Below are 6,068 nucleotides of genomic sequence, written 5' to 3' on the forward strand. Positions count from 1 at the left end.
GTTACGATTGCGGGCCAAGCTCCCGCTCCGCCCCCGGCCTCTCCAGCGCGTTGATCGCCGCATGCACCCGCGCCTCGATCTCGCGGCGCGGCAGGCCCGGCGGGATCGGTGCACCAAACCGCATCGTCACCACGCCGGAGCGCTTCGTGAAGCCGTGCCGCGGCCACAGCCGCCCGCTGTCGAGCGCCACCGGCACCACCGGCAGGTTGAATGCCCGGTATAGGCCGGCAAACCCCGGCTGAAGCTCCGGCTGCTCCCCGGGCGCGACCCGCGTTCCCTCGGGGAAGATCACGATCGGCCGGCCCTCCGCCACCGCCTCCCGCGCCTGGACCATCAGCCGGCGCAGGGCCGCGGCCCCGCCGGCGCGGTCGACCGGGATCATCCCATAACGCCGGGCGATCCAGCCCCAAACGGGAATGCGCGCGAGCTCGCTTTTCATCACCACCTGCGGACGGCACAGGATGATCACCACTTCCAGCGTCTCGAACATCGCCTGGTGCTTGCAGGCGACCAGCACCGCGCCCGTCGGCACCGCCCCTTCGAGGCGCGTGCAGATGCCCAGCAGACCGGCGGCGCAGCGGCGGTGATAGCGAGCCCACGCCTCGGCTACCTTCTGCACCGGCGTCCGGCCGAATGGGGAAAGGAGCGCAGCGGTCGCGACGAACAGCACCGTCCCGCCATAGAAAGCGATGGAAAAGGCGAGCGTCCGCAGCGCGTTCATCAGATGCCGAGCAGGACCGCCGCCCGCCGCAGCAGATATTTGTTATATTCGAGGAACAGCGTCTGGAAGCGCGGCTTGCTCTCGATCGCATCCTCATAGACTGCGGCGCTGCCCCCGACCTGCCGCTCGATCTCGAAGCCGGCGCGCGGCATGTGCCAGTCGGTCGTCACCAGCCGCACCGACTTGAACCGCCGCTTCTTAACCCAGCGCGCCACCTCGTCGGCGTTGGAGCGCGTGTCCACGGCCTCCCGCCCCAGATCGATACAGCAGGAAAACAGCGCCGCATTGGCGGGATATTGCGCGGCAAGATCCTGGGTGCGGACCGTCGTCGCCACCCCGGAGACCAGCATCCGCTGCGCCTTGTGCGCCGCCAGCAGGTCCAATCCCCGCTCGATCCGCTTCGGCCCGCCGGTCAAGACGACGATGGCGTCGGTCTGCCGGTCGTCGCCCGGCTCCGGCAGCAGCACGGCGAAGGCGGCATAGCCCAGAAGGTAGATCAGGGCGGCAAAGGCGATCAGGCGCGAAATCACAACATCCGTCCCAATGCACGAAGGATGGTGCTGCGCGCCACCAGCATCGCCAGTCCGACCCCCAGGATCGGCAAAGCGATCAGGAACGCCCAGGCGAGCGGCGGCAGCCCCACGGATCCGAGCAGGTCCGAGCCGAGCGCCGCGGCGCGGCTGCCGAGGAGGAGCAGGACGAGCGTCGCCGCCGCCAGCCCGACGACGCCGCCGAACAAGGCGTCGAGCGCGATCCGTCGCTGGAAAAGGCGCGCCACCTGAAGGTCGGTCGCCCCCATCAGGTGCAGCACCTCGATGGTCGAGCGATGCGTGTCGAGCGCCGCCCGTGCCGCCAGCACGACTGTCGCCGCGGTCGCGCCGATCATCAGCAGCACGAGGGCGCCGGCGAGCCAGCGCAGCGCGCCGATCAGCCGGCCGAGCGGCGCCAGCCAGCTCGCATTGCTGTCGATCCGTGCCGAGGGCGAAGCGGCGGTAACCGCGGCCCGAAGCCCGTCCATCCGGTCGGCGCTGCCCTCCGCGACGTCGACATCGATCATCGCGGGGATCGGCAGATCGGCCTCGAGCGCGCCGCCGCCCAGCCAGGGCTCGAGCAATTTCTGCATCTCCGCCTGGGTGAGGCGGTGGACGCGCGCCACCCCCGGCTGGCGCTCCAGCGCCGCCAGCACCCGCGCCGCCTCCGCCTCGCGCCGGTCGGGATTGGCCTCCATGACCTGCACCGTCATCCGCGTGCCCATGCTCTCGGTGAGGTTCCCGGCCGCGCTGCCCAGCCCCAGCCCGGCGGCGGCGGCGAGCACGGTCAGGAACATCATGATCGCGATCACCCACGGCATCGGCCCGGCCAGCCGCCCTTCCGGCAGCAGGCGGCGGTCGGCCGCGCCGAACCTGCGCACGCCCCCCTTCATGCCCCGCGCAGCATCATGTCTCGGCCCGCCGCGGCGGGTGGCGCAGCGCGCCAGTCGGGTCGAGCAGCTCGCCGCGGTCGAGCTGGAGCATCTGGAAGCGCCCGATCGACGAGATGAGGTGGAGGTCGTGGGTGGCGACGACGATGGTAGTGCCAAGCTTGTTCAGGCTGTCGAACAGGTGGAGCAGCCTCTTCGCCATGTCCGGATCGACGTTGCCGGTCGGCTCGTCGGCCACCAGCAGCTCGGGCCGGGCGATGACCGCGCGGGCGATGGCGACCCGCTGCTGCTCGCCGCCCGACAAGGTCGCCGGGCGCGCCGTCGCACGGTGGCCGAGGCCGACCCACCCGAGCATCTCCTTGACCGGATTTTCGAGGTCGCGCTCGGCCACGCCCGCCACCCGGAGCGGCAGCGCGACATTGTCGAAGGCGGAGAGGTGCGGCACCAGCCGGAAATCCTGGAAGACGACGCCGATCCGCCGCCGAAATCCGGGCAGACGCCGCCGCGGCATCGTCACGATGTCCTCGCCGAACAGCCGGATCAGCCCTCGGCTCGGCCGCTGGGCGAGGTAGAGGAGGCGCAGCAGCGAGGTTTTGCCGGCGCCCGACGGCCCGGTGAGGAAGTAGAAGCCGCCTTCCTGCAGCGAGAAGCTGAGGTCCGACAGCGTCTCGGCGCCCGTGCCGTAGCGCAGGCCGACATTGTCGAACTGTACAATGGTCCCGTCGCTGGCCAGACCCGCCTCCGCTCCCGCGCCGACACGCGCTTCAGCCTCAATGGCATGCGCCGCCCCAGCGCGCAAACCCGCGAAAAGGCGGCATTTGCTTGCATGGCGCGGCGTAACTGTGCTTGGTTTTTAACCACAAGCTTTCCCGGGGCTCCTTCACGCGATGATCCTCAGCTGTCCCGCCTGCAAGACGCGCTACGTGGTGCCCGACAGCGCGATCGGATCGGCGGGCCGCCAGGTGCGCTGCGCCTCGTGCCGCCACAGCTGGTTCCAGGCCCCGCCGCCGCCGATCGCCGCACCGGTTCCCGCCTCGCCGCCGCCGCCCGCGCCGGTTCAGGAGCGCCGCACCGCGCCCCAACAGGCGCCGGTCCCGAGCCCGCCGCCTCCGCCGGCCCCCGCCTTCGCCGCGCCGCGGCGTCCCGAGCCCGAGGAGGTGCCGGTCCCGGCCCGCCCCACGTCGGCCGACCTGCTCGGCCCGGAGCCCGAGGCGCCCGAGGATTACGACGCCTTCGCCCACGAGCCGCCCTTCCGCCCGCGCCGCAACCCGGCGCGGACCTGGACCGCCGTCGCGATCGTCTTCGCCATCCTCGCCCTGGCCGCGACCGCAGCGATCTTCCTGATCGGCACGCCCCGTTTGGGCGCGATGACCGGCGCCGCCGGCCGGACCCCGCTCGGCATCGAAGGTGCGATCTCGCGGCGCGAGCTTGCCAGCGGCAATTCGCTGCTGACCGTGACGGGCCGCGTCTGGAACCCGGCCGCCAAGGTTCAGAAGGTGCCGCCGATCCGCGCCGAGCTGCGCGACGCCGCCGGCGCCACCGTCTACAGCTGGTCGATCTCGGCGCCCGTCACCGAGCTCCAGCCGGGCCAGAGCGCCACCTTCAACAGCGCCGAGGTCGACGTTCCCGCCGCCGCCAAGCGCTTCCATCTCAGCTTCGGCCCCAGCGTCTGACCATGCGCATCGGCGTCCTGACCGGCGGCGGCGACGTTCCCGGCCTCAATCCGTGCATCCGCTCGATCACCCTCTCCGCCGACGATCTCGGCTGGGAGGTCACCGGCTTCCGCCGCGGCTGGGAAGGCGTCCTCGCCATCGATCCGGCCGACCCCGCCTCCATCGCCGCGAACAGCCTGCCCCTCACCCGCGAAGGCGTGCGCGGGCTCGACCGGATGGGCGGCACCATCCTCCACACCTCGCGCACCGATCCCCGCACCCTCAAGGCCGGCGACCAGACCGCCCGCGTCCTTACGACCCTCGAAAAGCTCGGCATCGACGCCATGGTGACGCTGGGCGGTGACGGCACCCTCCGCTTCTCGTCCCATCTCGCGGACCAGGGCCTGCCCGTCGTGTCGATCCCCAAGACGATGGACAACGACGTCTTCGGCACCGATTATTGCATCGGCTTCTCGACCGCCGTCAGCCGCTCGGTCGAGGCGATCAACGCGTTGCGCACCACCGTCGAGAGCCACGAGCGGATCGGGGTCGTCGAACTGTTCGGCCGGCGCAGCGGCGAGACCGCGCTCCTCGCCGGCTTCCTCGCCCAGGTCGACCGCACCGTCATCGCCGAAGTCCCGGCCGATCTCGACATCCTCCTCCCCCTCCTCGCCGAGGACCAGGCGACCAACCCCGCCCGCTACGCGATGTGCGTCGTCTCGGAAGGGGCGACGATAAGCGGCGCCGAGGCGGAGGACGAGCTGTCGCGCCCGGCCAGCGAACGCGTCGACGTCGGCATCGGCCTGCGCCTCGGCCGCGCCATCAAGGATCGCCTCGGCTGCGGCGTCGTCAACCAGGAGCTCGCCTACCTGATGCGCGCCGGCGAGCCGGACGCCATGGACCGCATGGTCGGCCTCGCCTTCGGCGCCCTCGCCGTCCAGCTCCTCGCCCGCGGCGAGAAAGGGCGGATGGTCAACCTCACCGACGGCAATTACGGCCACGTGCCCGCGGGCACCCTGCTGGAAGGCCGCAAGTCGGTCGACGTCTCCGGCCTCTACGACGCCGCCGCCTACCGCGCCAAGCTGATGCGCGTCGAAGGCATGCCGATGTTCCTCTACTAGGACGCATCTCAGTCCTCCCTGTCCGCGCAGCGGATGGGGAGGGGGACCATGTGAAGCATGGTCGAGGGGCCATTCGGACTCAGTGAGGCCCCTCCACCGCACTTCGTGCGGTCCCCCTCCCCATCGGCTTCGCCGACAGGGAGGACGTGGGGAAGCTCGGCCCAACCCCATTGCGCCCCACAAACCCCTTTGCTAGAGGCCGCGCTCCTACCGGCGCCGGGACCTTTCCGGCGGCATCACGTGCGGTCGTGGCGGAACTGGTAGACGCGCAGCGTTGAGGTCGCTGTGGCCGAAAGGCCGTGGAAGTTCGAGTCTTCTCGACCGCACCACGTGACGCCGATAAGGCATCGTCCGGGGGACGATGTCAGCGTCGCGTCCGCCCGAAGCGATCACCCCTTTGGGGGGCAGAGCTTGCCGCTCTTTGCGCAAAAGGCCTTGGCCAATTCGCCCTTGAAATCGACATTGCCGAGCTTGCCCAAGCCGCGCATCGTTACGCCTGGGATCGCCGCCCGGTAGCGCCGCGCCTCCGGGCTGTCGGCGAATTCGACGAGCGCCCGCAGATCGTCCATCGATAGCGCAACCGCATATTCGTGCCCCATGACGATCGAGAGCCTGCCGACCATTGTTCGAACCACCTCGTCCGTCGTCGCCCGCAAGCTCTTTCGATCGGCTTCGGTCAGCTCCGGATGCTGGCCGATGACCTCCTCGGTCTCCTTCGCCGCGATCATTGGCAGCAGCGTCTCGAGCGCGCCGGTCGCGGCGAGGCGGCGGCCGAGCGTCTCGGCTTCCGCTGAAGGCGCCAGCATCGTGGCAAGGATCAAGGTCAGCATCGTGGCGCACCTCCTGGGTCCAGTTTCTGCGGAAAGTTGCGCCTACGCAACATTGGCGATCCCGTTTCCGGAACTCGCCGCCGCTGCGGGCATTCAGCCTGTGCGCGGCGTTTCCGCGCCCGAAAGGGAGAGTTCCAGATGTTCCGCAAGGCGATAAACCTCGTCCTCATCTCCGGCGCGATCATGACCATCGTCGCCTGCAACACCGTCCGCGGCGCCGGTAAGGATATCGAATCGACCGCCAACGCGACGTCGAACGCGATGCATTGACGCGGCGCGGAGCTCCGGCTCCGCCCCCGATTGCAAACCGGCGCGGCGCCGGGG

8 protein-coding genes and 1 tRNA gene are annotated in these 6,068 nt (G+C 70.4%); 4 read left to right on the plus strand and 5 right to left on the minus strand.

Annotated elements, in window-relative coordinates; translation table 11 throughout:
- Position 1: 1 nt before the first annotated feature.
- From VGC56_RS08660 to ftsE, 4 genes are read right to left on the minus strand one after another with little or no spacing between them, the layout of a single operon-like run.
- Entirely contained in the window at positions 2-721 is a 720-nt protein-coding gene (locus tag VGC56_RS08660; protein WP_464124494.1) for a lysophospholipid acyltransferase family protein, read from the minus strand.
- Positions 721-1,251, minus strand: coding sequence for a YdcF family protein (locus VGC56_RS08665; RefSeq protein WP_464124495.1), 531 nt, complete (start codon positions 1,249-1,251; stop codon positions 721-723). Before VGC56_RS08665 ends, VGC56_RS08660 begins: the two co-directional genes overlap by 1 nt.
- Positions 1,248-2,144 (minus strand): cell division protein FtsX, encoded by an 897-nt coding sequence (locus VGC56_RS08670; RefSeq protein ID WP_464124496.1) that lies wholly within the window; start codon positions 2,142-2,144, stop codon positions 1,248-1,250. The genes VGC56_RS08665 and VGC56_RS08670 overlap by 4 nt, the downstream gene beginning before the upstream one ends.
- A gap of 13 nt (positions 2,145-2,157) precedes the next feature.
- Complete coding sequence (ftsE, locus tag VGC56_RS08675; RefSeq protein ID WP_464124502.1) at positions 2,158-2,874, minus strand: cell division ATP-binding protein FtsE; 717 nt, start codon at positions 2,872-2,874, stop codon at positions 2,158-2,160.
- A 154-nt stretch (positions 2,875-3,028) separates the two neighbouring features.
- On the opposite strand from ftsE, the gene VGC56_RS08680 reads away from it, so the two are divergent.
- The 3 genes from VGC56_RS08680 to VGC56_RS08690 all read left to right on the plus strand — a co-directional run bounded on the left by VGC56_RS08680 (position 3,029) and on the right by VGC56_RS08690 (position 5,243).
- On the plus strand, positions 3,029-3,814 hold the full coding sequence (locus VGC56_RS08680; RefSeq protein ID WP_464124497.1) for a zinc-ribbon domain-containing protein: 786 nt from the start codon (positions 3,029-3,031) through the stop codon (positions 3,812-3,814).
- A gap of 2 nt (positions 3,815-3,816) precedes the next feature.
- Positions 3,817-4,914: a 6-phosphofructokinase gene (locus VGC56_RS08685; RefSeq protein WP_464124498.1), complete on the plus strand. Its 1,098-nt coding sequence runs from the start codon at positions 3,817-3,819 to the stop codon at positions 4,912-4,914.
- 242 nt (positions 4,915-5,156) lie between these two features.
- Positions 5,157-5,243 (plus strand) — tRNA-Leu (locus VGC56_RS08690).
- 60 nt (positions 5,244-5,303) lie between these two features.
- On the opposite strand, the gene VGC56_RS08695 is transcribed toward VGC56_RS08690, so the two are convergent.
- A complete protein-coding gene (locus tag VGC56_RS08695) occupies positions 5,304-5,744 on the minus strand; it encodes a DUF2059 domain-containing protein (protein WP_464124499.1) in 441 nt (146 codons plus the stop codon).
- A 138-nt stretch (positions 5,745-5,882) separates the two neighbouring features.
- On the opposite strand from VGC56_RS08695, the gene VGC56_RS08700 reads away from it, so the two are divergent.
- Positions 5,883-6,014 carry an entericidin A/B family lipoprotein gene (locus VGC56_RS08700; protein ID WP_464124500.1) on the plus strand — a complete coding sequence of 44 codons (132 nt, stop codon included), beginning with the start codon at positions 5,883-5,885 and terminating at the stop codon, positions 6,012-6,014.
- Positions 6,015-6,068 lie beyond the last annotated feature (54 nt).

Origin of the sequence: Allosphingosinicella sp. (assembly GCF_036403745.1) — a bacterium.
In the GTDB taxonomy this organism is placed as follows: Bacteria; Pseudomonadota; Alphaproteobacteria; order Sphingomonadales; family Sphingomonadaceae; genus Allosphingosinicella.